Raw genomic sequence first — 24,680 nt, 5'->3', positions numbered from 1 at the left:
GCTATAACGGTGATGCCATGAACGACTTGGCCGCACAGCCTGCCGCCGAGCAAACCTTTGTCCTGACCAATGCCCAGACGCTAAAGGCCGCAGGCTATAACGGTTATGTCATGAACGACTTGGCCGCACAGCCTGCCGCCGAGCAAACTTTTGTCTTAACTCACGGCCAGACGCTAAAGGCCGCAGACTATTACGGTTATGCCATGAACGCCTTGGCCGCACAGCCTGCCGCCGAGCAAACTTTTGTCTTAACCCACGGCCAGACGCTAAAGGCCGCAGGCTATGACGGTTATGCCATGAACGACTTGGCCGCACAGCCTGCCGCCGAGCGAACTTTTGTCTTAACTCACGGCCAGACGCTAAAGGCCGCAGGCTATGACAGTTTTGCCATGAACGACTTGGCCACACAGCCTGCCGCCGGGAGAACTTTTGTCGTAACTCACGGCCAGACGCTAAAGGCCGCAGGCTATGACAGTTTTGCCATGAACGACTTGGCCGCACAGCCTGCCGCCGAGCGAGAAGCTAAACTGAGGCGTCTAGGCATCGCGCTTTAACGAGCGATGCGAGGAGCTAGCTAAGGCTCACAGGCTTTCCGTTTACCTTGGCGCGACCCTTCACGCGGCAGGCCATAACGCCTACACCATGCTGATGCTAGCCGAAGAGACTGAGGAGGTACGTGGTTTCGTTTTGGAGAACGGCGAGAAACTTCATAAAGCAGGCCATAGCGCTATCGACATGCAAGCGCTAGCCAAAAAGCCTGAAGAAGAGCGACAGGCTGTGATAGAGGATTTAAAAACAAAAGGGTAAAACAATGACTCCCTTGAGGTCCTCTCAACGTGAGTCCCAATCTCTACCGGATAGAGAGGATAAGCAGCGTAGCTAACTCAAAGCACTGAGTTAGCTACGCTTTAAAGCCCACTTCTGATGTCCAACTTTCGGGGGTCAGTTCATTGATGGGGCTTTTTTATTGCCTACGAACTTTGTTCCTCTTCACGGTGCATGAAGAGGTCCCACACCGACATGAAGAGTGCAGCCACCAGCGGACCGATAACAAACCCGTTGAGGCCAAACAGTGACATTCCTCCCAAGGTAGAGATCAGTACCGCATAGTCGGGCAGCTTGGTGTCCTTGCCTACCAGGATAGGGCGAAGGATGTTATCGACCAGACCAATAACGATCACCCCGAATAAAATCAACACAACTCCCTGCCATACCGAACCGGTTAACAGGAAATAAGCAGCCACCGGCCCCCAGATCAATCCAGCCCCTACCGCAGGCAGCAAGGACAGGAACGCCATTACTACACCCCAGAGAACCGCAGCCTCAACGCCTAGTACACCAAGGATAAACCCACCCAAAGCGCCTTGAACAATTGCCACAATAATGTTGCCCTTTACCGTGGCGCGGATAACAGCAGTGAACTTGCGCAGCAGACTGCGCTTGTGGATCTCACTCAACGGGATGGCCTTGCGGATCAAACCGACAAGGTATTGCCCATCACGAAGCAGGAAAAACAGAAGGTACAGCATGATGCCAAAGCTGATGACCAACTGGAACGTTCCCTGCCCTACCAACAAGGCTCTGCTTGCCAATGCCTGACTACCCTGGGCAACGCTTTGCGTCAGGCGCTCACGAATACTTTCTGGATCGGTAATATCAAATCTATGCAATATGCTTTTAATGCCGTTTGGTAGCGACTGCCACATATGCTGAAAGTATTCGCCAAAGTTAAGCTGCCCGCTGTTGACCCTTTGATATAGCGCACTGCCTTCCTGAGCAAGGGATATACTGATTACAGTGACTGGCAAAATGACAATAAGCAGGCATACGCCCAAGCTGCTTAACGCCGCAAGATTTTTACGGTTGTTGTAGCGCTTAAGAAACCAGCGCTGCATAGGGGCGAAAATAATCGCCAAAATCGCACCCCAAAAGACTGCGCCATAGTAAGGCAGCAGAATCCAGGCAAATGCGATCGAGACAAAAATCAGGAGAAGAATAAACGTTCTGTTTTCAAGTCGCGTGCTTTTCATCAGGGTTCCAAGTTCAGTTCAAGAGCAACAAACGCCGCTTTGGGTTAGAACACTGAAAACCACGAACTTGTTCCTGAGGGCCCTAATCAGAGCCTTCAGGATGATTGATTTAAACGCGGAATTGCTTGACCAGCCCGTGTAGGCGGTCCCCAAGAGACACCAATCCCTGGGTCGTAGCGGCGCTCTGCTCAAAACCTGTTGTCATGCTTTCGACAGCGCCAGCAATCTCGTGAACGCTGCGGTTGATCTCTTCAGAACCGCCGTCTACTTTTCGGCCGCGCTGGCGATCAAGGCATTAATGGTACTAATCAGATGGCTTATGGTTTCGAGCGAAGCCTCCAGCGACGGCAAAACCACGACCGGCCTCACCGGCACGGGCCGCCTCGGTAGCAGCGTTTAGAGCGAGCAGATTGGTCTGCTCAGCAATGGAGCGAATGACATCAAGCACATTAAATGAGTGCCCTCCCTACCTACGCGAACCAGCTCTTGGTCAGATAAACCCCGTTGGGATCCTGTTATCGCGAAAGCTTTTGCCTATGCCGTCTGGGCCGCTGCCTTTGAAGAGGCGAACCACATTGGAATCATAACCAAACATATATCCGTCCTTGCCATAGGTGATATTAGACAAGAACCTGATGGCCTCAGCACGGGCTGCCTGATCGCCATCAGCCGAAGCATCGTAGATACGATTTAACGGCTGTCAGCGCAACCTGTACGTAGTTATTCAGGGTTACGTTGCTTTGCTCCATCAAGCGATCGCGCATTGTCTGTATGTCCAGCTCGGCTTTGTGGCTCAATATGACATAAGAAATATCGCTGATGATCAGGATAGTAATCACGGCAGATAGAAGCGCAGGCATGAGCACCTTGGCTTTTAAACTCATGACTGAGACCTCTTAAGTTGTTATTTAAGAAGGTTTTCGGCCACGCGAAGCGGAATGAAGAAAAACTGGTAGCTTTCTATCAATGGTATTCAATCACTGACTGGACGCCCTAAGAGGCAAGCGGATCACTACCTTCAATCCCCCCATAGGGCTGTTTTCCAAGCTGAGCGCTCCACCGCAATTGTCCACAATATCGCGAGCGATACCCAAGCCCAAGCCATGCCCAGTAACGCCTTCATCCAAGCGCGCTCCCCGTTCGAGAATATCTCGTCTTAATTCAGGTGCAATGCCCGGCCCGTCATCGTCGATACTGACTTCATAGCATGCCTTCTTTTTCAAAACAGTTAGCTCTACTTGATTGTCCGCCCATTTGCAGGCGTTATCCAGCAGCGTACCCAGTAGCTCAAGCAGGTCTTCACGGTCCCAAGGCAGCTTCAGCCCGGGAGCAAAATGATAGGAGATTGTCAGTTCGCGGCCATGGATCTGCTTGAGCATCGTACACAATGAGGGTAGTTCGGCTTCGCAGTCCAGATACACGCCCGGAAGCTGATCGCCCGCCAAACGAGCCCTACGCAGCTCCCTTTCAAGACGCTGCTGGATCTGCTCAAGCTGATCGCGCAATGTGTTTTGCAGCTCAGGATGCGCTTTCAACTCTTGGCGCTCCGCCACACTGATCAGCACGGCCAGGGGCGTTTTCAAGGCATGACCGAGGTTGCCAATACCATGACGGGCACGCTTGAGGTTGTCCTCGGTATGACTCAGCAAATGGTTGATCTGTTCTACCAACAGCTCAAGCTCTTGGGGCACATGTGCATCCAGCTGGCTGCGCTGGCCCTGTTGTAGCTGAGCGATTTGATGTCGGACCCGCTCAAGTGGTTTTAGCGCACGCCGTACCGTAATCCGTTGCAGGAAAAGAATAGCCATCAGTGCAACCAAGCCGATGCCAGCGCCTAGGCGTAACATTCGGCTAAAACTGGTCAGGAGTGGGTTATAGTCCTGGGCAACGACAATGCTGAGCTTTTGCCCCCACCGCTGATAATCCGCACGATAGACCAGGAGCTGTTGATCTCCAGGGCCATTGATGAGATGTCTGGTCAGCCCTACATGAGTAGGCCTTTCAAGCACATGATCCCATAATGACCGGGAGCGCCAACGAGGCTCTCCTGCATCGATTTCGAAGTAACGACCGGAAAAAGGACGCTGATAGGCAGGATTAAGACGTTGCTCATCCAGTTGCAGGCCATTTGCCCCACGCACAACAGCAACCAACAGATTTTCGCTTTCTGTCTGAAGCCCACTTCCCAGATAGTCTCTTAGCGCATTATCGACTAACCAGCGTGCGCCCAGTATCAGCAGCAATCCACACACTAACAGCGCGGCGGCCAACCCAATGCCTAGCCGCTGCTGGATAGACCTCATGCTGAAGTTCCAAAGCGGTAACCCTGCCCTCGCCGCGTCTCGATAATGTCTCGCCCCAGCTTACGCCTGAGATGATTTACATGTACCTCAATCACGTTGGAGTCCCGCTCGCTTTCACCATCGTAAAGATGCTCTCCCAAGTGTCCTTTGGACAGGATTTGCCCTGCATGCAGCATAAAGTAACGCAGCAGCCTGAACTCTGCCGAGGTCAGCTCAATGCTTTCGTTGCCACGACTAACGCATTGTCTTGACTCATCCAGGCTAAGGCCGGCTGCCTGTAAAGTAGGCTGATTCACCAGCCCCCGAGCACGCCGCAATAGCCCTTGGATACGCAGGGAAAGCTCCTCTGGATGAAACGGCTTGGTGAGATAGTCGTCTGCGCCGGCCTTGAGGCCATCAATACGCTCAGCCCATCCACTGCGCGCCGTCAGAATCAATACTGGGGTGGAAAGCCCTTGAGCACGCCACTCCTTAAGCACATCCAGCCCCGAGCGGCCTGGAAGGCCCAGATCAAGCACGATAAGGTCGTACGGTTCAACCGCCCCTTGATAAGCAGCATCACGGCCATCAGCCAGCCAATCCACAGCGTAGCCTTGCCGTGTCAGGCTGGCCATCAACTCGTCCGCCAAGGGAACGCTATCTTCCACTAATAACAGACGCATCAGTCGTCTACCTCATCCTTCAAAATCGTACCATCGGTAGCGCTAATCTCTAGCTCGCGTACAACACCCTTATCTACCAACAGCTCAATTTCATAAACATAAACGCCATCCTCTTCCTCAAGCTCTGCCTCCAGTAGCGTTGCCTTTGGATAACGGGCATAGGCTTGACTGATAAGCTGCTCCAGCGGTCGAATCTTTCCCTCCTGACGAAGCCGCAGCGCCTCGTCCTGGTCGAGATCACGCGCGCTCGAAAGCCCGCTGGCGGACAACAAGGTCAGCGCCAGCAGGCCTTTTACGAAGCGGCCACTCAACCTCAATCGTCTTGTACATCCTTGAGCACTTCGCCTGTTGTAGCATCGAGTTCCAGATCCCATGTCACACCTTTCTGGTCACGCAGCTCAACCTGATAGATATAGCGGCCATATTCTTCTTCCAGCTCAGTGTCGTGCGTTGTCGAGCCAGGATGCTTAGCGATAGCCGCCTGATTCAATACGTCGAAGGACTTGATGGTACCTGCGTCGCGGAGCTTGACTGCCTCATCAGGCCCCAGGTCGCGGGCTTGAGCCAAGCCAGTCATGGCCGTCAAGGTAGCGGCGGCGATTACAGCAGTCAGTACTTTCATATGTTTCTCCTCATCAGTTATCCAGATGAGTTCACCTTAACGAGCCAGGCTTAATTCAGCCTTAATCTCATATTGGAACTACACAACAGGCAGATGTGTCTTCCACAGTCGATGCCATTCCCTGCTCGCATAGGCGTGGCGCATTTGTATACTGGCTGTCTACACGGAGCCCTCATGACAGCTATTCATATTAAATCCTCCTCCCTTGTTATTCGCGCAGGCGCACAAGCACTGGCGCATATTCGCAAGCAAGGACTCTCCCCTGCGGATGTGGGCATCATTCCAGGAGCTGCCGGAGGTCCAAAGGCATTAGGCCTGCAAGGGTTGGATATTGCACTCTTTGGTGAATGGCTGCCTCGTTCACCTCGTGTGCGTGCGCTCATCGGCGCCTCTATTGGTGCCTGGCGCTCCGCCTGTATCTGCATGCCCGACCCAGCCAAGTCATTACGCCAGTTGGGGGAGCTCTATACTGGGCTGAATTTCCCTAAAGGAATCGCAATCGGGCAAATCAGTCAGATTTGCGAGTCCATGCTGGATGAGCTACTGAAAGGCCGTGACGAAGCCATCCTGACGGCCCCAAGCTATCGCCTGAACATCATGATCGTTCAGGCCCTGGGTACACTGGCCAGTGATCAGCGCCGAACATTAAGCCTCGGCCTCGGCGCCGTAATCCGCGATAACCTCATTGCGCGGTCTCGCCTGATTCGGCATTTTAGTCGCATCGTGGCGCATGACCTGCGCCAGAAACCGCCTCTAGATGACTTGAACGATTTTCCTACGCAGTACCATGCGCTCCGACCTGACAACCTTCGCCAATCTCTATTGGCTTCAGGCTCTATTCCACTCGTCATGGAGGGGGTAAGGGATATCCCTGGTTTTGCTTCTGGCACTTACCGTGACGGCGGATTGCTCGACTATCACTTGGATCTTCCCTATAGAGGCAATGACATTGTCCTCTATCCGCATTTTATCGAACGCGTCATTCCCGGCTGGTTTGATAAAGGCGTCTTCTGGCGCAAGGCCAATGCCTATAATTTGCGAAATGTCGTGCTGATAGCCCCTTCCAGGTCTTACCTTGAACGGCTTCCTAATCGAAAACTACCTGATCGCAAGGATTTCACCCGTTACGCAGCTGATCCGGCCACACGTCAGCGCCACTGGCATAGAGCTATGGCAGAAAGCCAACGGCTGGGTGATGAGTTTTTAGAGCTTGCAGAAAGTGGTCAGCTAAAGGATCGCGTATTGCCTCTCGTCTAGAACGACGAACCGGCTACTGGCCATGCGGTCTTCATAGAAAGCAGTCCATAGCCGGTGTTTTCATGTCAGAGAGTGCCTCATTTATTCCGCCAACCGCTGAAGGTACGTTACCCGCGCCTAAAAACGAGCATGACGATACAGGTACAGTCCTGTGTCCTCCGCTACCCCCGGATCTTCACTATGTAGACGACACGCAGCCAGGCCTTCGGCGTAAAAAGCTACGAGGTAAATTCGTTTATCTGGACCCTCAGGGCGAGCGCATTCGAGATCAGGCTGAAATCGACCGTATCAATAAACTAGCCATTCCACCGGCCTATACGGATGTATGGATCTGTGCAGACCCCTGCGGACATTTACAGGCTACAGGCCGGGATGCCCGCGGCCGCAAACAGTATCGCTATCACCCACGCTGGCGTGAAATCCGAGATACTGACAAATACGAACGTATGCTGGAGTTCGGCAATGCTCTGCCCAAGCTGCGTAAGCGAATCGAAGAGCACTTGGCTCAACGCAAGCTTAGCCGGGAAAAGGTAATGGCAACCGTTATCAGCTTGCTAGATGCCACCTTGATCCGGGTAGGTAATCAGCAGTATGCCAAAAGTAACAAGTCATACGGGCTGACCACATTGCGTAACCGCCATGCCGATGTCACTGGCAATACAATTCGCTTTCACTTCCGTGGCAAGAGCGGCGTCGAACACAATATCAAGTTGACCGATCCAAAACTTGCGCGCACCGTTAAACGCTGCCTTGAATTGCCCGGCCAACATCTTTTTCAATATCTGGACGATGATGGCGAGCGGCATACTGTCACCTCATCAGATGTAAATGCCTATCTGCACGAACTCAGCGGAGCTGACTTTACAGCAAAGGATTACCGTACTTGGGCAGGCAGTGCCTTGGCGCTATCCACGCTCAAGTCACTGCGTTACGAGACCCAGACCGAAGCCAAAAAGCATCTACAGGAGATGGTCAAGAGCGTGTCCAGTACGCTGGGTAATACACCTGCAGTATGCCGCAAGTGCTATATCCACCCAGGCGTAATGGATGCTTTTATAGCCGGAGAACTGGGCTCGCTACCTAAGCCACGCAAACGCAAGGGATTACGGGAGGAAGAAGTCGCTCTTCTGATGTTTTTAGAACGCCTGGTCGAAAAGACGCAGGCGGCCTAAGCATCACTCAAGGCCGTCTACTTGAGGCGGCTTTGAAACAGTGCCTGATGCTCGCGACATTGCTTGGCGGCGAGTAAGAACACACCATGACCTCCCTGCTCAAACTCAAGCCATGTGAAATCCACCTCAGGGTAGAGCTCCTCAACATGGACCTGACTATTACCCACTTCAACGATCAACAAACCCGTTTCGGTGAGATGATCCGCGGCCTCGGCCAACATCCTGCGTACCAGATCCAGCCCATCTGAACCACAGGCAAGCCCCATTTCCGGCTCGTGGTGATACTCGGCCGGCATATCGGCAAAGTCTTCTGCATCCACGTAAGGGGGATTGGAAACAATCAGGTCGAAACGCTGCCCTGGCAGCCCAGCGAACCCATCCCCCTGCACCGTATAAACCCGATCCTCAAGATTGTGACGCTCGATGTTCTGCCAAGCCACTTCCAGCGCCTCATAAGAGAGGTCCGCGAGTGCTACTTCGGCCTTAGGGAAAGCATAGGCACAGGCAATTCCAATACATCCCGATCCGGTGCAAAGGTCCAGGATACGTGCGGGTTCGTGGGGTAGCCAGGGCGCAAAACGAGTATCGATTAATTCGGCAATCGGCGAACGGGGCACCAGAACACGCTCATCAACCACAAACGGCAACCCGCAGAACCACGCCTCGCCTAGCAGATAGGCTGCAGGAATACGCTCTTCAATACGCCGGTGAAGCATAACGCTCAAAGCGTAGCGCTCATCATCCTCAAGTCGGCAATCCAGATAGCTGTCGGATATTTCCCATGGCAGATGCAGTGCTCCCAGCACCAACTGTCTGGCTTCGTCCCACGCATTGTCGGTGCCATGGCCAAAATAAAGCCCTTCGGCATGGAAACGGCTCACAGCCCAACGGATATAGTCACGAAGAGTGCGCAAACGGGATTCAGTCATCTAAGGCTCCTTTTCAGCAGCATAGTGTAGCCTTGCAACCTCACCCGCGGAACGGCGGACAGGCATTCCTATACGTTAACGACGTGCCCTGGCAATCAGACCGCCTACAATGCCTGTCATACAGCCAGCCAGCAGCCCGCCTACATGAGCACCATTGGCAATGGCGCCAAAGCCGAGGATATCGATGGCACCGGTCAGACAGATTCCCAGCCAGGCGAGCATCATGATGACAACGCCTTTAGGCATCCGATACGCAGGTGTAGGTGCTAACAGCTGAAACAGCCAACAATGGCCAAGCAAGCCATAAAGCACACCGGACAATCCGCCAAACAGAGCCGGACCGCTCCACCAATACTGGACAAGGTTAGCGGCTAACGAGAACAGTATCGTTAACGCCAGCAGCATCACACCCTTTTGGCGAAACTCGATACGTCGCCCCAACTCCCAGTACCACAAGGAGTTCATGGCCAGATGCAGCACACCAAAATGCAAAAACATTGGCGATACGAATCGCCACCACTGGCTCTGCTCGATGGTATAGGCGATGGGGTAAAACTCGATGTAACTGTCGTAAAGCCGAAAGTCCAGAAAAGTCAGCCAGCGTACGGCCTCATAGCGGTCACCCAGCAGCGTGATTGCAGCGACTACCATTGTAATGAGCAAGACACTTGCAGTGACGGGGCTTGCTTGCAGCTGCGCTTTGAAGCCAGGCCCGGTTACCGAGGGGCGAGCCGCAATGACCTCACCAACTGTATCGCCCTGCGGATAACGGGCGTAAAGATTACGTACCTCATCCACCAGGCCCGAATCGGTTACCCACACAACCTGTGCATCACGCTCCTCGGTGACTCGATGAGGAATGTGCAAGCGCCGGAGTAACTGCGTAAATCCCAGCAGATCTGTCTCAAGCCCCACACGCAGGGCAGGCTGAGCATTCATGTTGCACCTCCCAGTGCCGGTACATCGATCCATACAAACTTCTGTGGATCCAGCTGAGTTTCCTGATCCAGGCGATATGCCACCAGCTTTCCATTCTTCACAGCACTGTAATCCAGACAGGCCAGATTAGGCCGTATCGGTTCGGGGTGGCCCTCCAGCCAGTAGTGGCCAATAAATAACAGTGGCTCATCAATGCCGTAACACATCAGGCTGGACTTCTCAGCCTCACTAAGTCGCTCGCAGGCTATGTCATCTGGCAGACCATCAGGTTGAAACACCACATCACCATACGTCTGCGGATCTTCCTCCCAGAATTTGGTACGGAATCGACCACGCGTAAACCCATCCCGACCCGTCATCTGCATCCCGTTAGGCAGCGGCAAGGAAACCCCATTAAGCAACCGTGAGCAGGCACGATTTGCCAGGCTCCCAGGGATAGCCGACTGTTGAATGAATTGCTCATCGATGTACCCTTCTGGATAAACCTCATTGATAGCGGCGATCAAGGGTGAATCCCAATAGGCATGTACCAACCTGAAGCGCCCTGCATCAATATACAAAGGCAATTCATACAGCCACTTCAGAAAATCATCCCATTCTCCAGAATGATGATCAAACTGCCCCAAAGTCGTCTGGATAACCTGCTCGTAACGAGATGTATGCTCACGAACATAGCGTTTACGGCTTTCCGGTGGCGCTGGTGTATGCCAGCTCAAAGCATTGATCTCATGATTACCCAGCAGGCACATGGCATGGCCTGCCTCTACCATGTCATGAATGCAGTGCAGCGACTCTCGGACATGAGGTCCGCGATCAAGAATATCTCCTAAAAAAAGAGCCATTCTTCGCGGGTGTTGCCAGACACCCTTGTGTTGGCGATACCCCATTTGATCCAGCAAACGTTCAAGCACGTGAGCACAGCCGTGAATATCGCCTATCAGGTCATAGCCACGATCAGGGTCAAGCATCAATCATTCCCCAGACGGCTGCTCCAGCCGAGCTTCGTCCGGCAAACCTCGTAATAATTGTGATCCAGCGGGTGGACGAGTCGCAGTTTATGCGGTTTTTTCTGGATAGTTACGACGTCACCAGGCGCGCAATTAAGATGATTCTGTCCATCACATGAGACCTGCGGATAGATCTGCATGTTCGGCGACACCACGATTTTCAGCTCGCTGTCCCCACTCACCACAATTGGGCGACTGGACAAGGTATGCGGGTACATCGGCACGATAACAATCGCATCCAACTTGGGATGCATGATAGGCCCGCCCGCTGACAGCGCGTAGGCCGTCGAGCCTGTAGGCGTTGCGACGATAAGGCCATCTGCTTTTTGAGCACAGACAAACTTGCCATCGATATGCAGTGCAAACTCAATCATGCGCGTCGATTTGCCAGGATGCAGAACAACATCATTCAAGGCATCGGCTTGCCCAATCGTTTCTCCCTCGCGACAGACAAAGGCGTCTAGAAGAAAACGTGTCTCAACGATATATTGCCCCTCAAGGACCTCTGCAACCTTGATCTCAAGTTCATCCGGGCGGATATCAGTCAAAAACCCAAGGTTGCCTCGGTTGATACCCAGAACAGGCACACGGGGGCGCGCCAGCACACGTGCCGCTCCCAGAAGACTGCCATCTCCTCCCACTACAATGACCAGGTCGCATATCTCACCCATGGTTTTGCGCGAGCAGGTCTCCAGACCATGGCCCGGCATGACCTCGGCGATAATGTCCTCCAGAATGACATGCAGCCGCCGCTCCAATAAAAACTTTTTGAGCCGGCGAATGGTATCCAGTACTTGAGTACTACCCAAACGGCCGATAATGCCGATTTTCTGAAAAGAATCCATACGTGGCCGCAGCCCTTCTATGGCAGGAATGTCAATAAATTATGCGGGCAAGCAGCAAGATGCAGCAAACCGTACACCTTTGCCCAACTCGGCGTATGCTTGAATGATGAGCAATCCATTCCAAACATTGGCCGCATTGCCTTACGCGCTCTGTGATCCAGCAGTGCGCGACATGGCCTGGGTGATCACTTCGCCACCCCTCCTGGATCGCGCAGAGCAGCGTCATCCTTTGACTGCAAGCGATTGGACAGCAAAACCCGACAAATTAGCCGACTGGCTGCATGAACTTGATCGCAAGCCTGGTCAGTTAACAGAGTGGCTTGCGCAGGGAAACGACCGCCGACTCGGCCGTTATTATGAACGGCTCTGGCAGTTTGCTCTTGCTCATGCACCGGGAGTTGACCTTTTAGGCGCTAATTTGCCCCTTCGTACAGCGGCTCAGACGCTAGGAGAACTCGACTTACTATTCCGAGACGATCAGGGTGTTCATCACCTGGAAGTAGCGGTTAAATACTATCTGGCTACAGGACTGCCACAGTTACCTGACTGGCTTGGCCCTGGCGGCGAAGACCGCCTCGAACGCAAGCTAAGTCACTTTCTTGGCCGGCAATTACCCCTGTCACATACATCGGAAGCACAAGTCCTGCTCAAGACGCTCGGTATCGCGTCTATACAGTCCTGGTTCTGGATGAGCGGCTACCTCTTCTACCCACCCTCAGGCGCTACGCCGTTTCCCAGCTGCTCGACGTACCATCAGCGGGGGCTTTGGCAACGCTTTGGTGAGCTCGTGCCCGGTGATAAGCGCGCATGGAGACTGCTCCCCAAACACCGCTGGCTTGCACCTGCGCACAGAAACGATGGGCATACCCTTTTTGACTTCAGTAGCGAGCCGCATTGGCCTCGATTACTTGTCCATTTTAATGAGCAAGGCTCTGAGGACCGTCGCTTGTTCTGGGTACCTCAATCATGGCCCTTGCCTGACAACACCTCGCACTGACCTACAACTCCAGCAATGTCTGCAGCCGTGGTTGCATAGCTCGCCGTCCCTGTAGCCCACCTGTGTGTACAGCCACAATGCGTCGCCCTGGCGGAACATGTCCCGCCTCAATTTCCCGGCGAAGTGCCAACAACAGTTTACCGGTATAGAGGGGCTCAAGAAGCACCTGAGTGTCTGCCTCGAACGATGCCATGAAGCTAGCCAACGCTGTATCGATACGTGCAAATCCGCCCAGGCTGGCATCGAGCCAGCGAACATCCGCATCAGACTGGCCTGCATCATCTAGCCATTGAGCCACCTGCTGCGGGACGTTGTAACTCAAAGGGACAGAAAGCGTACCTACAACCGGATGCCTTCCAGACTCCCCTACAGCCAAACCCGCTACTGTTGTTCCAGTACCTGCTGCTACCCAAAGCTCATCATAATCAGACCAGCCAATCTTATTTAGCTGCGTCTGAAGATAAGCCACCAACGGCGCACATCCTTGCATGCCAAGGTAACCGCCGCCCCCTTCAGGGATCGGCAAGTAGCCTGGATAGCGCGCCAGCCAGTTCTGCCAGAAATCATCATCATGCCGGGCCCGGTAACCTCCATATCCCAACCAGTGCAGCTCCATTTTCCACTTACGCAGATCGTCGGTCGTCGGCGTATCTTGAGGCTCGCCTCTTAGCAGTCCAACGGTTTGCAAGTCGAGCCGCCGCCCTGCTGCAGCAAGTGCATGCAGGTGATTGGAGTGAGCACCACCGAGGCTGATCAATCCAGCGGCCCCCTCGGTGCGGGCCTGTCTGAGGTAGGCCGCCAGCTTGTAGCTTTTGTTACCTGAGACCAGAGGATCCACTTCATCAAGGCGCAACAGTGCCAGCCGAACACCCGCCCTGGCCAGCCAGTCTGTTGCTACCTCCTGCAATGGCGGCTCTTTTACCCCTAAGTCAAACACTAGCCTGCCTGATTTTTCAGGAATATGGTCGTTTGGTGCGGAAGACAGCAGTCAGACTCCCCCCGAATGAACTGACGAGGTGACTCGACACGCTGAAGCGGGGTATTACACGGCTTGCCGCCCGGTAAAGTCCTTTGGCAAACGGGGTGTTTATAATGAGAAAGCCACTGTTCATAATGCGGCTGTGTAACCCGGCAGCGCATGGCAATGTAAGCCAATGGACTTTCAATAAACTGCAGGACATCGGTGCGTGACAGCGTAATATGCCCTGCACCGGGCTGATAAGTCACAAATATCACACCACTGCCTGCCATTCGCTCCAATAATTTGCTACCACTTTCAGCTTCAAGCCTGGCGCATTTTACCTTGAGCTGCTCGATCTCATCCTCTAGCTGCGAGTCCAGCTCTTCCCGGTAGGCCAGCTCCACCTCACGGATAGCTAATTGCTCCTTGTAATCAGCAACCGCTGACTCAATACGGGCCTGCTGCTCGGCGTCAAACTGAATTTTGAAGGCTTCAATCTTGTATTCACTGTTCTTTTCCAGTGCGCGCAGCTGTTGGGTCAGCTCGTTTCGGGTCAAGCGATATTGACTGGCTTCCTGCTCTAGCCGTGTCATGAGCGTAGCGTTCATACGCTCCTGCTCGGTCAATGCAGTCTGCAGTTGCTCAGTTTCCCGCTTGAGCTGGACCAACTCTTCCTCATGCTTTCGAGTCAGTGCGAGGATGCGCAACCGCTGCTGACGCACCAGGTGCTCCATTTTCGCTTGGTGTTCCTGCTCAAGAGCAGCCAGATCCACGTGCACCGCCGAGACTGAAGGCTCTTGAACATACCATTGATGCTCTTCAGCCATATGAAGTTGCTCAGGCTTGACCTGATCAACCACTGCCTCGGTACGGGCCAATCCCAACTGATTACGCTTGATGCACTCTCGAAGTTCAATCAGATCATTTCGACCTGAGACAAGTGCAGGATCCCACAGGCTGGGCTGATGCCAGGAAATCGGACACTGACTACGGCAAGCGAGTCTGATTGGCCCAGCACCCAGATCAGGACCACGCCCGGCCCGCTCGGCCATTTCGCGTAACGGAATATTCCAGTTGGGGTCTGCAGCACCTGTAGAGGTGAAGTCCAGATAGAAAAACACACACGAACGGATGCACAGCTGCAGATCAATCGTTACATAAGCCAACTGAACACGCTGCTGAGCGAACTGGGGCAGTGCAAAGAAAGCATCCAGCAACGCCTCAAATTCGTGATAAAGCATTTCTTTGATGACTGATCCCTCTTCATCAAAGAACAGTACCGCTTCGGCTCGTTGAGCCTGATTCAATGTATTCATGGGGCAGTCCTCGACCCATTGGAAAAGCGCATGACTCACAGGCGCCTTGGCACCGGACGTACAACCGGACAGCACAGCACATTACTTAAGGCACATTAGCCCTAAACCCATCGCTACAGTCTAGGGCCTTTCATTTAAAAGACTAGGTGGCTTATGTGAACAGCTCTGCAGCTGTGCACATTATTATTTAGTCAGCCGTTTCTATAGGCGCAGCTGGGCCACTATAGGATTGCAGCCAGGCGTGCTCCCTGATTAATGGCCCGTTTGGCATCCAGTTCTGCTGCCACATCTGCTCCACCAATAATATGCACATGGCGCCCAGCCAAGGACAGTGCATCCAGCAAGTCCCGCTTGGGTTCCTGTCCCGCGCAGACAATAATGGTATCAACAGCCAAAACCCGAATTTCATCGCCTATACGAATATGTAGTCCCTCATCGTCAATGCGAAGGTACTCGACGCCGTTCAGCATCTTTACCTGACGATGTTTTAGGCTGGTCCGATGAATCCAGCCCGTGGTCTTCCCTAGCCCTTCACCCATCTTGGACGCCTTGCGCTGTAATAGATAAACCTCTCGAGCAGGCAGTACAGGTTGAGGAGAAATGCCCATGACACCCCCTCTAGCCTGCAGCATCGTATCGATACCCCACTCACGCCAGAAAGCCACCAGGCTCAAGGTATCCATAGGCGCCTGATGGGTAACGAATTCGGCTACATCAAACCCAATTCCTCCCGCCCCGATTACGGCTACACGTCTACCCACCTCCCTGTGTCCATATATCGCATCCAGATAACTGATGACGGAAGGATGCTCGATGCCAGGGATGGATGGCGTACGAGGCACGATTCCAGTAGCCAGAATGATTTCGTCATAGTCCTCTTGTATCAGCTCTTCAGCTTTCACTTCATGCCCCAGCCTCACAGTGACGCCAGTAATCTCCAGGCGCTTGCCAAAGTAGCGTAGCGTTTCGCTGAATTCCTCCTTGCCCGGTATACGCTTGGCTATATTGAATTGCCCTCCAATAACCTGCGCACGTTCGAACAAGGTTACTGAGTGCCCTCGTTGTGCCGCTATAGTAGCGGCGGCCAAGCCTGCAGGCCCTGCGCCAATCACTGCGATACGCTTGACCTGGCTGGCAGGTGTATAGTTAAGCTCAGTCTCATGACAAGCTCTTGGGTTGACCAGACAGCTGGTCAGCTTGCCAGCAAAGGTGTGATCCAGGCAGGCCTGGTTGCAGGCGATACACGTATTGATCTCGTCTGCACGCCCCGCCGCAGCCTTGATAACAAACTCAGGATCAGCCAGAAAGGGGCGCGCCATCGATACCATATCGGCTTGCCCCTCCGCCAATATGCGCTCTGCTGTCTCAGGCATATTGATGCGATTGGTGGCAATCAGAGGAATCGTTACCTTACCCTTCAACTGCGCAGTCACCTGACTGAACGCACCTCTTGGCACCAACGTGGCAATAGTTGGAATACGTGCCTCATGCCAGCCAATTCCCGTGTTGATCAGCGTAGCGCCAGCCTGCTCGATCGCCTGGGCCAGCTGCACAATTTCTTCCGGGCTACTGCCTTCCTCCACGAGATCCAGCATGGACAAGCGAAAAATGATAATAAAAGCGTCGCCCACAGCCGCCCGAATGTGCCGCACGATCTCTACAGCCAGGCGAATACGGTTCTCATAACATCCCCCCCATTCGTCTTCACGGTGGTTGGTCCGCGCTACGATGAATTGGTTGATGAAATATCCCTCTGACCCCATTACCTCTACACCGTCATAACCCGCCATTTGAGCCAGCTGAGCGCAACGGACATAGTCATCGACTTGCTGGTAGACCTCTTCGGTAGTCAGCGCTCTTGGCTTAAAAGGATTGATAGGTGCCTGCAAGGCGGAAGGTGCGACAAGCTTTGGCGTATAGGCATAACGTCCTGCGTGAAGGATCTGCAGGCAAATCTTTCCATCATGGTCATGAACGGCCTGAGTGACTACCTTATGACGACCAGCCTCCTCTTCCGTCGTAAGTTTGGCTGCGCCGCCATACACTGCACCCTCTTCGTTAGGGGCAATCCCGCCAGTGACAATGAGCCCGGCTCCGCCACGGGCACGCTCGGCAAAATAAGCCGCCATTCGCTCAAAGCCGTCAGGTCGTTCCTCAAGTCCCGTATGCATCGACCCCATCAACGTACGGTTGCGCAACTGAGTAAAGCCGAGGTCGAGTGGCTCAAGTAGATGAGGGTAATGGATGGCAGTCACGGGATGTATCTCCAAAGCCGATGGCTAAAGGCTTGTTATGGGTGCGTTATGTGGAAAAACATAAGCTGCCTCGCCATCAGACTCAATCACCGTAAATGACAACTCATTAACCAAGGTGCACACCCTGGCTTGGCTTTTGAAAACATTTTCCCTACCCTGATACGGAATTTTCAGCCAGAGTGCTTAAGCCTCAAGGCACGCCTGGCTCAATGCGGAGCTTTAATGCGCAAGTTTGTATTTTTATTCATTATCTGCATTTTCGCTGCGGTAGCAGGGTGGATAGCCCAGCGTCCGACATTTCACTACTTATCGGACTTGCGTAGCGAAATCGCCATCAATGCAGGCGAAGCCAGGGGCCATGGCAACCTGCTGGCGATTCAGCCAGAGCTGTTTACGCTGGACTACCAGACGCCTGAACGCCTGCGCCTGAAACTTGAAAGCTATCTTGTCAAAGCGCAGCAGGAGGGTCTGCTGAATGACAAAACGATTGTGGTATTCCCAGAGCATATTGGCACAGGGCTGATGCTCACCGGCGAGAAGTCCATTGTTTATAACACCTCTCAACTCGACGAAGCTCGCCGGTGGCTAGCCTTTAGCAACCCAGTTAAGTTTGCCCGTGCCTGGCTTACATCCAAGAGTGACCACCGATTCGATGAAGCCTTGCTAAGAATGAAGGCGTGGGACATGGCAGGAAATTATCAGGTCCTGTTCGGCGGTTTGGCTCGTCAGTTTTCAGTTACAGTGGTGGCCGGTTCGATCCTTCTGCCCTCCCCTCGCTTGAAGGAAGGCCTGCTGCAGGTTGGCACAGGCAAGCTTTACAACACTTGTCTGGTTTTTGGCCGAGATGGTTACCCCCTGGCAAAACCCTATCGCAGCCCGTGGTTATCAGCCAATGAGCATCACGCGACAACGCCACAGGTTCTTGAAACAGCGGCAGGAAAACTAGGAATCGTTCTAGGTACCGATGCTCTCAATACGCAAGCACCCGTAAAGACTGACATTCTGGCTATACCCGCCCTGAATGAGCGCAGTACGCTGGACATAAGCCAGGCACTTCAAGCCACGAGCGCAAAGGCTGGCGTTCAGGTATTCGCCAACGGCCATGTGTGGGGGGTTCGCTCAACCTCTCAGAGTAAGCTCATGCTTAAAGAGCAACCGACTCTCACGCCGTTAGACACCCCTCACGGCGGTGCCAAATTGTTAAATCTCTGGCTATGAATCGAAAGCGTTTGCGCCTGGGTGATTTATCGGTCGGATTCGTTTATGCATTAGCCAATGCAGTACGTACTAAAGGCCATGACCCTCAAGCGCTAATGCTCCGCTTCGGCATTGATAACTCGACATTTGCAACGCCTAATGCACGACTGTCCATTCCCCGGTATATGAGGCTAGGGCATGCTGCGATTCAGCTTACCCAAGAACCTGCTCTGGGACTGGCTATTGGCCAACAGAGCCTGCCTGTTTATCTGGGCCTTGCTGGCATAGCTAGCCTACATGCACCTACGCTGGGAGAAGCCGCTCGCACCCTACTGGATTATGAACCGCTATATGGCAGCAACTACCGCGGACAGTCTCGCTTCGAGAGGCAAGAAAGCCATGCCTGGCTGCACTTTTACTCTATCAGCCCTTATAACGACTATAACCGCTTCGTGATAGACCAGGTGCTTTCTGGCTGGATCTGCATGCTAAGCCATATAACCGGGAAGCCTATAACACCTGAGAGGGTTCTGATCGAGTATCCGCGCCCTGCCACTACTGCGCCCTATGAAGCTCTCTTTGGCTGTGCAGTGGAGTTTGGCGCAGAAACCAACGCGCTCCTACTGGATGCTGAAACACTAGCGCTTCCAGGTTTGAGCTACTTCCCAGGAACGTGGAAATCGCTTTTGGATATCTGCAAGACTGAGTTACTACACCTTACACGGCTGCATAGCTTGACTGAACGTATCGTAGCAATGCTCGGTCCGCTGCTGAAAAACGGAGAGCCCTCGCTTGAGGAGATTGCCAGACGTCTGCAAATGCCCGCCTGGACGTTACGGCGAAAATTGGCAGATGAGGGAACACGTTATCTGGATATCTTGAATGATACGCGCAGGGAGCTCGCTATAAGCTATATCCGTGATACAGACCTAAGCTTTGGAGAGGTAGCTTACGTGCTTGGCTTTGCTTCTGCGGCAGCGTTTCAACGGGCCTTCAAACGCTGGACACTTCTGACGCCAGGAGACTTCCGCAAAGCTATTCGCAAAGAAGGTTAGCATGCAAGAGCTCTCTAGCATCATCTACTAGCCAAACTTTGAATTTAGCAGTAACAACACCAAGTAAGCTTTTAGATAAGTATCCGTGCGCGAGATTATTTCAATCTGAAAAATTTCAGGCAAGGATATTAAAGAGATATACAAATTAAAATGGCGCAGCGGACGGGACTCGAACCCGCGACCCCCGGCGTGACAGGCCGGTATTCTAACCGACTGAACTACCGCTGCGTCGGTCGGGCCAAAGCCCGAGAGAATCAAGAGGTCACCCTCTTGGATGGCGCGCATTTTGCGCATACCTCTTTGATCCGTCAAGACTTTTTTAACAATTAATCTAAATAAATCATTTTTTTAGTCATACCGCCATCAAGAGTGAATTCTTGACCCGTAACAAACTCGGCCTCCTCCGATGCAAGCCAAGCCACCAGCCCCGCTACATCCTCCACGGTACCTACCCGCCCTACAGGGTGCTGTTCATGATCCAACTCGGTCAATGGCTCTGCCTGTCGCAGGGAGGGGTCCCGGGAATCAATCCAACCAGGGCTAACGGCATTGACACGAATATCGGGTCCAAGACTGATAGCCAATGAATGAGTCAGCGCAATCAGACCTCCCTTGCTGGCTGCATAGGCCTCAGTAGAGACCTCTGACTGTTGCGCCCGTGTCGATGCTACATTGACGATAGAACCACGATTGGCACGGAGATAAGGAGCGGCGTACTTTGCCGTCAGCATGGCGCCTGTCAGATTAACCGACAGCACTTGGTTCCAGTGGGCCAACGTCAGCGCTTCCAGCGGACCATTATGAGGATCAGCCAGGCCAGCATTATTGACTAGCAGATCCAGCCGGCCAAACTGACCAACCACTTCAGCAATAACGGCCTCCACCTGACTTTCGCTCGCCACGTCCATTTCCATGAACCAGGCACGATCACCTAGGGCCTGTGCCACACGCGCACCGCGGCTACGATCGATATCAACCAGAACCACTTGCCATCCTTCGGTAACGAGCCAAGCCGAAATACCTAGCCCAATACCACGCACTGCCCCTGTAACCAGCGCTACCTTGCTACCGGTCAACATTTGATATGCCTCACTCACAACGCTGCTATGCCTCGAGCCAAATCCGTCTTGATGTCTTCAATATCTTCAAGACCAACGGCAATACGAATCAAGCTATCGCTAATACCGGCATTGGCCCGCTCTGCTGCCGATAACCGGCCATGAGAGGTCGTGGCAGGATGCGCAATAGTAGTTTTGGTATCGCCTAGATTAGTGGTGATGGAGATCATTCGCGTGGCATCAATAACACGCCATGCGGCTTCCTTACCACCAGCTACTTCAAAACTGACCACTGCACCAAAGCCACTTTGCTGCCGCTTGGCGAGTTCATGCTGCGGATGACTTTCCAAACCAGCGTAGAAGACTCGCTCAACTCCCGGCTGCACCTCTAGCCAACGCGCCAGCTCCATTGCTGACTGGCTATGCGCTTGCATTCGAATCTTCAGGGTTTCGAGCCCTTTAAGGAATAACCATGCATTGAAGGGACTTAGCGTTGGACCAGCCGTACGCAGGAACCCTACCAGCTCCTTCATGTGCTCGGCACGACCTGCCACTACCCCTCCCATACTACGGCCCTGGCCATCGATATACTTGGTGGCCGAATGCACTACGATATCAGCCCCTAATGCTAGCGGCTGCTGCAGCACAGGCGTACAGAAACAATTATCAACTGCCAGCAGCGCGCCTTGAGCATGAGCGACCTCAGCGAGTGCCGAGATATCAACCAGCTCAGCAAGTGGGTTAGAGGGCGACTCGACAAAGAACAGCTTGGTATTTGTCTTGCAGGCCGTACGCCAGGCCTCAACCTCTGATAACGGTGGATAATCCACCTCTACACCAAAGCGCTTTAAATACTTTTCAAACAAGCTGATGGTAGAGCCAAACACACTACGCGAGACCAACACATGGTCACCGGCACTGCACAGGCTCATTACCAGAGCCAGAATGGCGGACATCCCAGAAGCAGTCGCCACAGCCTGCTCTGCACCTTCAAGAGCCGCAATTCGTGTTTCGAAGGTACGCACAGTAGGATTGGTGTAGCGCGAGTAAACGTTACCCGGCACTTCGCCTGCGAAACGCTTTGCCGCATCGGCTGCGCTACGAAATACATAGCTCGATGTTAAAAATAACGCTTCGCCATGCTCACCCTCAGGTGAGCGGTTATAGCCTGCACGAACAGCCAGGGTATCGAAACCCACACCGTCCAGGTCGCTATCAAGCCGCCCAGAGTCCCAATCATGGCTCATGTAAAAGCTCCTCAGTCGTTATATAGGTCGATGATAGCGTTTACCGTATGCGCTGTAGTTTTAGCTGCATCATTACGAGCCTGCTCAATATTGAGCAGGTAGGCTTCATCAACATCACCGGTGATGTACTGACCATCAAATACTGCGCAGTCGAAGTTTTCGATACTCGGATTCCCCCCACGCACCGCATCAACCAGATCATTGAGATCCTGATAGATAAGCCAGTCCGTACCAATCAACCGGGCAACGTCCTCCGTGGAGCGACCGTGTGCAATCAGTTCATGGACGCTTGGCATATCGATGCCATAGACATTGGGGTACCGCACCGCAGGTGCTGCAGAGCAGAAATACACATTCTTTGCGCCAGCTTCACGGGCCATCTGAATGATTTGCTTGCAGGTCGTACCCCGAACAATGGAATCATCAACCAACATGACATTCTTGCCACGAAACTCCAGCTCAATGGCATTTAGCTTCTGGCGGACTGATTTCTTCCGCGCTGCCTGGCCTGGCATGATGAACGTGCGCCCAATATAGCGATTCTTGACGAAGCCCTCGCGGAACTTGACGCCTAAATGATTCGCCAACTCAAGTGCGGCTGTACGACTGGTATCCGGAATCGGGATGACTACATCAATACCATGATCTGGACGCTCCCGCTGAATCTTCTCGGCAAGCTTTTCACCCATGCGCAGCCGCGCCTTGTAAACAGAAATGCCGTCGATGATGGAGTCCGGGCGAGCCAGGTAGACGTGCTCGAAAATGCATGGCGCATACTTGGGGTTCGCCGCGCACTGGCGAGTAAACAAGCGACCGTCTTCGGTGATGTAAACCGCCTCGCCCGGGGCAAGGTCACGAATGAGGGTAAAGCCCAAGACGTCTAGCGATACGCTTTCCGAGGCGACCATGTACTCGACGCCTTTTTCGGTATGACGCTGGCCGAATACAATAGGGCGAATAGCGTTAGGATCGCGGAAACCGACCATGCCATAACCGGTAATCATGGCAATGACGGCATATCCACCCCGGCAGCGTTCGTGTACACCGGAGACGGCCGCAAATACGTCATCCTCCGTAGGCTGCAATTTGTTACGCACAGCCAGCTCATGCGCAAAAACGTTGAGCAGCACTTCCGAGTCAGAGTTGGTATTTACATGGCGCAGATCTGACTCATAAATTTCTTGAGAAAGTTGCGTCACATTGGTCAAGTTGCCGTTATGGGCTAACGTAATACCGTAAGGTGAGTTTACGTAAAACGGCTGCGCCTCAGCGGAAGATGAGCTGCCGGCGGTTGGATAACGAACGTGGCCAATACCGATGTTTCCAACCAGGCGCTGCATATGCCGCTGCTGAAACACATCCCGAACCAGTCCGTTGTCCTTACGCAGGTACAGCTTTCCGTCCAGACTGGTCACTATGCCAGCTGCATCCTGGCCACGATGTTGTAGGACGGTGAGCGCGTCATATAACGCCTGGTTGACGTTTGATTTGCCCACAATGCCAACGATGCCACACATGTGACGGAACCCCACTGTTAAGACTAGTTCGATTGGATGCGTCAACGCATCGTTTATTTGGTAATGCCACCCAGCCCATTAAGCGTGTGTGGTACGGCTGCCTGAGTCATCCAGTTTCCTGCGAACCCCAACATGAAGTTCTTAGACCAGTCAGCTACCAAAAGAAAATGGGGCAGTAATACAGACTGCTGCCACCAGGGATCCTGCTGTACCGGAGCAAGGCTCAGAAGCCCTACCAGTACGACGATCAGCAGACCGCCACGCGCGGCTCCGAAAGCCATTCCAAGAAAACGGTCAGTACCTGATAGTCCGGTAACCCGGATCAACTCTCCCAGAAGGAAATTGACCAGAGCCCCTACCATCAACGTAGCAATGAACAACAACGCGCACGCAGCAATGATACGCCCTGAAGGAATCTGGATATAGTCATTGAAATATTGAGATAGCGCACCGCCGAACAGCCATGCAATAGCACCTGCCACTATCCATGTCAGCAATGAAAGTGCTTCCTTTACAAAGCCACGCTTCAAGCTAATCAAACTGGAAATGGCGATAACGCCTACGATCGCCCAATCCGCCCAAGTGAAGCCCACGGTGAGACCCACAACTAAAAAAGGCCCTGCATATTAGCAGAGCCTTTCGATTTGGTTAACCGCGTTCCGGCTGGAAACGCACTACAAAGCCATTTACCTTCTGCTGGCGACTTAATTGATCGCGCAAACGGTCGGCCTCTCCTCGATCAACCACAGGACCTACAAATACACGATTCATCCCGTCGACGCTACGCACATAGGCATTGTAGCCCTGGCTACGCAGCGTATTTTGCAGCTCGTTTGCGCGGGCCTTGTTGGAAAGACTGGCTAACTGCACTGACCAACTGACAGGTAAATCATTAGTATCCAAACGCTTTTCTGGCTGAGCGGCTGGAGCTGGCTGCGCAGGTGGTGTCGCTGGAGCAGGTTTGGCCTGTGGTGCCTGTGCTACAGCTGGCGTATTGGATTGAGAGGCAGGAGCAGATGGCTGTGAGGCCTGAGCAACAGGCGCATCTGAATTGGATATCTCCGGCACGGCCGTTATAGGCGCGCTGGGTAGCGAAGAAGCACTCTCAGCTTTATCAGGTATGACCTCTGGTGTTTCTACCGGCTTTACAGCAACCTCCGGCATAGCTGGAGTCTGGGGCTGAGGTGCAGGCTCGACAACAACCTGGCGAGCTTCATCCTGGCGAGTAAAAAGCATTGGTATGAATACAATGGCCAGAGCAAGTAGCACCAATGCCCCAACGATACGCTGCTTGAGCACTCGATCCATTCC

General features: G+C 53.3%; 25 protein-coding genes, 1 tRNA gene and 1 pseudogene. 7 read left to right on the top strand and 20 right to left on the bottom strand.

The features are described from left to right. Nucleotides 1-554, top strand: a 554-nt coding sequence (locus IEX86_RS09465; protein WP_229685289.1) for a hypothetical protein, incomplete at its 5' end; no start/stop codon positions are given. Between the two features lie 88 nt (nucleotides 555-642). Continuing rightward, on the top strand, nucleotides 643-807 hold the full coding sequence (locus tag IEX86_RS09460) for a hypothetical protein (RefSeq protein ID WP_188865868.1): 165 nt from the start codon (nucleotides 643-645) through the stop codon (nucleotides 805-807). Nucleotides 808-971: 164 nt separating this feature from the next. Here IEX86_RS09460 and IEX86_RS09455 read toward each other — a convergent pair whose 3' ends face one another. From IEX86_RS09455 to IEX86_RS09430, 7 genes and pseudogenes are all read right to left on the bottom strand, one after another. Continuing rightward, on the bottom strand, nucleotides 972-2,030 hold the full coding sequence (locus IEX86_RS09455; RefSeq protein WP_188865867.1) for an AI-2E family transporter: 1,059 nt from the start codon (nucleotides 2,028-2,030) through the stop codon (nucleotides 972-974). 325 nt (nucleotides 2,031-2,355) lie between these two features. Then, nucleotides 2,356-2,478, bottom strand: a pseudogene (locus IEX86_RS24995) (methyl-accepting chemotaxis protein); the annotation flags it as partial. 217 nt (nucleotides 2,479-2,695) lie between these two features. Further along, nucleotides 2,696-2,914: a hypothetical protein gene (locus IEX86_RS24990; protein ID WP_229685288.1), complete on the bottom strand. Its 219-nt coding sequence runs from the start codon at nucleotides 2,912-2,914 to the stop codon at nucleotides 2,696-2,698. A gap of 93 nt (nucleotides 2,915-3,007) precedes the next feature. Continuing rightward, on the bottom strand, nucleotides 3,008-4,333 hold the full coding sequence (locus tag IEX86_RS09445; protein WP_188865866.1) for a sensor histidine kinase: 1,326 nt from the start codon (nucleotides 4,331-4,333) through the stop codon (nucleotides 3,008-3,010). Further along, a complete protein-coding gene (locus IEX86_RS09440; protein ID WP_188865865.1) occupies nucleotides 4,330-4,995 on the bottom strand; it encodes a response regulator transcription factor in 666 nt (221 codons plus the stop codon). Before IEX86_RS09440 ends, IEX86_RS09445 begins: the two co-directional genes overlap by 4 nt. After that, entirely contained in the window at nucleotides 4,995-5,306 is a 312-nt protein-coding gene (locus IEX86_RS09435) for a PepSY domain-containing protein (protein ID WP_373290412.1), read from the bottom strand. Before IEX86_RS09435 ends, IEX86_RS09440 begins: the two co-directional genes overlap by 1 nt. A 2-nt stretch (nucleotides 5,307-5,308) precedes the next feature. Beyond that, on the bottom strand, nucleotides 5,309-5,617 hold the full coding sequence (locus IEX86_RS09430) for a PepSY domain-containing protein (protein WP_188865863.1): 309 nt from the start codon (nucleotides 5,615-5,617) through the stop codon (nucleotides 5,309-5,311). Between the two features lie 174 nt (nucleotides 5,618-5,791). Between IEX86_RS09430 and IEX86_RS09425 the strand changes: the two genes are divergently transcribed. Next, entirely contained in the window at nucleotides 5,792-6,874 is a 1,083-nt protein-coding gene (locus tag IEX86_RS09425) for a patatin-like phospholipase family protein (protein ID WP_188865862.1), read from the top strand. 62 nt (nucleotides 6,875-6,936) lie between these two features. Continuing rightward, nucleotides 6,937-8,046 (top strand): DNA topoisomerase IB, encoded by a 1,110-nt coding sequence (locus IEX86_RS09420; protein WP_188865861.1) that lies wholly within the window; start codon nucleotides 6,937-6,939, stop codon nucleotides 8,044-8,046. Nucleotides 8,047-8,063: 17 nt separating this feature from the next. Here the strand turns inward: IEX86_RS09420 and prmB are convergent, their stop codons facing one another. The 4 genes from prmB to IEX86_RS09400 form a co-directional block, all read right to left on the bottom strand. Continuing rightward, entirely contained in the window at nucleotides 8,064-8,975 is a 912-nt protein-coding gene (gene prmB, locus IEX86_RS09415; protein ID WP_188865860.1) for a 50S ribosomal protein L3 N(5)-glutamine methyltransferase, read from the bottom strand. 75 nt (nucleotides 8,976-9,050) lie between these two features. Continuing rightward, nucleotides 9,051-9,914 (bottom strand): rhomboid family intramembrane serine protease, encoded by an 864-nt coding sequence (locus tag IEX86_RS09410; protein ID WP_188865859.1) that lies wholly within the window; start codon nucleotides 9,912-9,914, stop codon nucleotides 9,051-9,053. Beyond that, nucleotides 9,911-10,882 (bottom strand): metallophosphoesterase, encoded by a 972-nt coding sequence (locus IEX86_RS09405; RefSeq protein WP_188865858.1) that lies wholly within the window; start codon nucleotides 10,880-10,882, stop codon nucleotides 9,911-9,913. Before IEX86_RS09405 ends, IEX86_RS09410 begins: the two co-directional genes overlap by 4 nt. After that, the gene (locus IEX86_RS09400; RefSeq protein ID WP_188865857.1) at nucleotides 10,882-11,766 is read right to left on the bottom strand and encodes an NAD(+) kinase; all 885 of its coding nucleotides are present in this window, start codon (nucleotides 11,764-11,766) and stop codon (nucleotides 10,882-10,884) included. The genes IEX86_RS09405 and IEX86_RS09400 overlap by 1 nt, the downstream gene beginning before the upstream one ends. 103 nt (nucleotides 11,767-11,869) lie before the next feature. Between IEX86_RS09400 and IEX86_RS09395 the strand changes: the two genes are divergently transcribed. After that, nucleotides 11,870-12,763 (top strand): DUF1853 family protein, encoded by an 894-nt coding sequence (locus IEX86_RS09395; RefSeq protein WP_229685287.1) that lies wholly within the window; start codon nucleotides 11,870-11,872, stop codon nucleotides 12,761-12,763. A gap of 1 nt (nucleotide 12,764) precedes the next feature. On the opposite strand, the gene IEX86_RS09390 is transcribed toward IEX86_RS09395, so the two are convergent. The 3 genes from IEX86_RS09390 to IEX86_RS09380 form a co-directional block, all read right to left on the bottom strand. Beyond that, complete coding sequence (locus IEX86_RS09390; protein WP_188865891.1) at nucleotides 12,765-13,670, bottom strand: 1-aminocyclopropane-1-carboxylate deaminase/D-cysteine desulfhydrase; 906 nt, start codon at nucleotides 13,668-13,670, stop codon at nucleotides 12,765-12,767. 29 nt (nucleotides 13,671-13,699) lie between these two features. Beyond that, nucleotides 13,700-15,040 carry a chromosome partitioning protein ParA gene (locus IEX86_RS09385; RefSeq protein WP_188865856.1) on the bottom strand — a complete coding sequence of 447 codons (1,341 nt, stop codon included), beginning with the start codon at nucleotides 15,038-15,040 and terminating at the stop codon, nucleotides 13,700-13,702. Between the two features lie 221 nt (nucleotides 15,041-15,261). Further along, nucleotides 15,262-17,295, bottom strand: a complete 2,034-nt coding sequence (locus IEX86_RS09380) for an NADPH-dependent 2,4-dienoyl-CoA reductase (protein WP_188865855.1) — start codon at nucleotides 17,293-17,295, stop codon at nucleotides 15,262-15,264. 222 nt (nucleotides 17,296-17,517) lie between these two features. Between IEX86_RS09380 and IEX86_RS09375 the strand changes: the two genes are divergently transcribed. Both IEX86_RS09375 and IEX86_RS09370 read left to right on the top strand, forming a co-directional pair. Continuing rightward, nucleotides 17,518-18,513 (top strand): carbon-nitrogen hydrolase family protein, encoded by a 996-nt coding sequence (locus IEX86_RS09375; protein ID WP_188865854.1) that lies wholly within the window; start codon nucleotides 17,518-17,520, stop codon nucleotides 18,511-18,513. Next, on the top strand, nucleotides 18,510-19,547 hold the full coding sequence (locus IEX86_RS09370) for an AraC family transcriptional regulator (protein ID WP_188865853.1): 1,038 nt from the start codon (nucleotides 18,510-18,512) through the stop codon (nucleotides 19,545-19,547). The genes IEX86_RS09375 and IEX86_RS09370 overlap by 4 nt, the downstream gene beginning before the upstream one ends. Before the next feature lie 151 nt (nucleotides 19,548-19,698). Here the strand turns inward: IEX86_RS09370 and IEX86_RS09365 are convergent. The 6 genes from IEX86_RS09365 to IEX86_RS09340 all read right to left on the bottom strand — a co-directional run bounded on the left by IEX86_RS09365 (nucleotide 19,699) and on the right by IEX86_RS09340 (nucleotide 24,677). Beyond that, nucleotides 19,699-19,775, bottom strand: a tRNA-Asp gene (locus IEX86_RS09365). Between the two features lie 98 nt (nucleotides 19,776-19,873). After that, nucleotides 19,874-20,626, bottom strand: coding sequence for an SDR family oxidoreductase (locus IEX86_RS09360; RefSeq protein WP_188865852.1), 753 nt, complete (start codon nucleotides 20,624-20,626; stop codon nucleotides 19,874-19,876). A gap of 14 nt (nucleotides 20,627-20,640) precedes the next feature. Beyond that, nucleotides 20,641-21,852 carry an O-succinylhomoserine sulfhydrylase gene (locus IEX86_RS09355; RefSeq protein ID WP_188865851.1) on the bottom strand — a complete coding sequence of 404 codons (1,212 nt, stop codon included), beginning with the start codon at nucleotides 21,850-21,852 and terminating at the stop codon, nucleotides 20,641-20,643. Nucleotides 21,853-21,863: 11 nt separating this feature from the next. Next, on the bottom strand, nucleotides 21,864-23,369 hold the full coding sequence (purF, locus tag IEX86_RS09350) for an amidophosphoribosyltransferase (RefSeq protein WP_188865850.1): 1,506 nt from the start codon (nucleotides 23,367-23,369) through the stop codon (nucleotides 21,864-21,866). 53 nt (nucleotides 23,370-23,422) lie between these two features. Then, on the bottom strand, nucleotides 23,423-23,962 hold the full coding sequence (locus IEX86_RS09345) for a CvpA family protein (protein WP_188865849.1): 540 nt from the start codon (nucleotides 23,960-23,962) through the stop codon (nucleotides 23,423-23,425). A gap of 55 nt (nucleotides 23,963-24,017) precedes the next feature. Beyond that, nucleotides 24,018-24,677 (bottom strand): SPOR domain-containing protein, encoded by a 660-nt coding sequence (locus tag IEX86_RS09340; protein WP_188865848.1) that lies wholly within the window; start codon nucleotides 24,675-24,677, stop codon nucleotides 24,018-24,020. Nucleotides 24,678-24,680: the final 3 nt, after the last annotated feature.

This window comes from Pseudomonas asuensis (assembly GCF_014646755.1).
GTDB classification, from domain to species: Bacteria; Pseudomonadota; Gammaproteobacteria; order Pseudomonadales; family Pseudomonadaceae; genus Chryseomonas; species Chryseomonas asuensis.
Note: the sequence above shows the minus strand (reverse complement) of the source record. Positions and strands in the feature narration are given on the sequence as shown.

Excerpts from the sequence above, each read along its gene's own strand:
- IEX86_RS09455 (WP_188865867.1), bottom strand. The coding sequence starts at position 2,030 with ATGAAAAGCACGCGACTTGAAAACAGAACGTTTATTCTTCTCCTGATT.
- IEX86_RS09355 (WP_188865851.1), bottom strand. The coding sequence starts at position 21,852 with ATGAGCCATGATTGGGACTCTGGGCGGCTTGATAGCGACCTGGACGGT.
- IEX86_RS09375 (WP_188865854.1), top strand. The coding sequence starts at position 17,518 with ATGCGCAAGTTTGTATTTTTATTCATTATCTGCATTTTCGCTGCGGTA.
- prmB (WP_188865860.1), bottom strand. The coding sequence starts at position 8,975 with ATGACTGAATCCCGTTTGCGCACTCTTCGTGACTATATCCGTTGGGCT.
- IEX86_RS09395 (WP_229685287.1), top strand. The coding sequence starts at position 11,870 with ATGATGAGCAATCCATTCCAAACATTGGCCGCATTGCCTTACGCGCTC.
- IEX86_RS09370 (WP_188865853.1), top strand. The coding sequence starts at position 18,510 with ATGAATCGAAAGCGTTTGCGCCTGGGTGATTTATCGGTCGGATTCGTT.
- IEX86_RS09360 (WP_188865852.1), bottom strand. The coding sequence starts at position 20,626 with ATGTTGACCGGTAGCAAGGTAGCGCTGGTTACAGGGGCAGTGCGTGGT.
- IEX86_RS09440 (WP_188865865.1), bottom strand. The coding sequence starts at position 4,995 with ATGCGTCTGTTATTAGTGGAAGATAGCGTTCCCTTGGCGGACGAGTTG.
- IEX86_RS09340 (WP_188865848.1), bottom strand. The coding sequence starts at position 24,677 with ATGGATCGAGTGCTCAAGCAGCGTATCGTTGGGGCATTGGTGCTACTT.
- purF (WP_188865850.1), bottom strand. The coding sequence starts at position 23,369 with ATGTGTGGCATCGTTGGCATTGTGGGCAAATCAAACGTCAACCAGGCG.
- IEX86_RS09410 (WP_188865859.1), bottom strand. The coding sequence starts at position 9,914 with ATGAATGCTCAGCCTGCCCTGCGTGTGGGGCTTGAGACAGATCTGCTG.
- IEX86_RS09445 (WP_188865866.1), bottom strand. The coding sequence starts at position 4,333 with ATGAGGTCTATCCAGCAGCGGCTAGGCATTGGGTTGGCCGCCGCGCTG.
- IEX86_RS09420 (WP_188865861.1), top strand. The coding sequence starts at position 6,937 with ATGTCAGAGAGTGCCTCATTTATTCCGCCAACCGCTGAAGGTACGTTA.
- IEX86_RS09385 (WP_188865856.1), bottom strand. The coding sequence starts at position 15,040 with ATGAATACATTGAATCAGGCTCAACGAGCCGAAGCGGTACTGTTCTTT.
- IEX86_RS09405 (WP_188865858.1), bottom strand. The coding sequence starts at position 10,882 with ATGCTTGACCCTGATCGTGGCTATGACCTGATAGGCGATATTCACGGC.
- IEX86_RS09425 (WP_188865862.1), top strand. The coding sequence starts at position 5,792 with ATGACAGCTATTCATATTAAATCCTCCTCCCTTGTTATTCGCGCAGGC.
- IEX86_RS09400 (WP_188865857.1), bottom strand. The coding sequence starts at position 11,766 with ATGGATTCTTTTCAGAAAATCGGCATTATCGGCCGTTTGGGTAGTACT.
- IEX86_RS09430 (WP_188865863.1), bottom strand. The coding sequence starts at position 5,617 with ATGAAAGTACTGACTGCTGTAATCGCCGCCGCTACCTTGACGGCCATG.
- IEX86_RS09460 (WP_188865868.1), top strand. The coding sequence starts at position 643 with ATGCTGATGCTAGCCGAAGAGACTGAGGAGGTACGTGGTTTCGTTTTG.
- IEX86_RS24990 (WP_229685288.1), bottom strand. The coding sequence starts at position 2,914 with ATGAGTTTAAAAGCCAAGGTGCTCATGCCTGCGCTTCTATCTGCCGTG.